General features: G+C 56.2%; 1 pseudogene. It reads right to left on the reverse strand.

Going from position 1 to position 525, the window contains the following annotated elements:
* A pseudogene (locus tag ACOCD2_RS25935) lies at positions 1–457 on the reverse strand (hypothetical protein); the annotation flags it as partial.
* Positions 458–525: the final 68 nt, after the last annotated feature.

The raw sequence follows: 525 nt of genomic DNA on the forward strand, positions 1-525 counted from the left end.
TACGGGCTCCGGCCTTTTCCTCTGCGTCCAGCTCAAGATGAACCTGGATGCGCGGCAGGTTCTCGTTGAAGCCGTCCGCCCTGGTATGCCGCTTACGCGGCTTTTTCGGTTCTGCCTCGGCCAGTTCCTTTTCCGCCTCCTCGAGCGAGACTTCCAGCTCGGCTTCGTCGAACAGCTCGCCCTGGAAAGGCAGTTTTTCGCTGCTGGAACCAAAACGACGCAGCCGCGCCAGGCGCAGTTGCTCTTCCAGCAGGCGGAGCAGCTTCTGTTGTTCGGCGATGAGGGCCTCTCGCTCTTTGAGCAGCGCTTGCTGTTTGGCGAGTTCGGCTTCCTGATTGGAAAGCCTCACCTCCTGATCGGCAAGAAGATGATCTTTTTCTTCGAGAATCCGAAGCAGATCGGCTGCGGGGAGTGGCGCTGGAGAAGATGGATGTCCGACGCCGTTTTCATGGAACAAATTATAACATTATCATCTGCTTAGCGCATCAGAAAGTGGCCTCATAATGCAGCTTTTTGTGCCCTTTC

Source organism: Thiolapillus sp. (genome assembly GCF_048562965.1).
Taxonomy (GTDB): Bacteria; Pseudomonadota; Gammaproteobacteria; order Chromatiales; family Chromatiaceae; genus Thiolapillus; species Thiolapillus brandeum_A.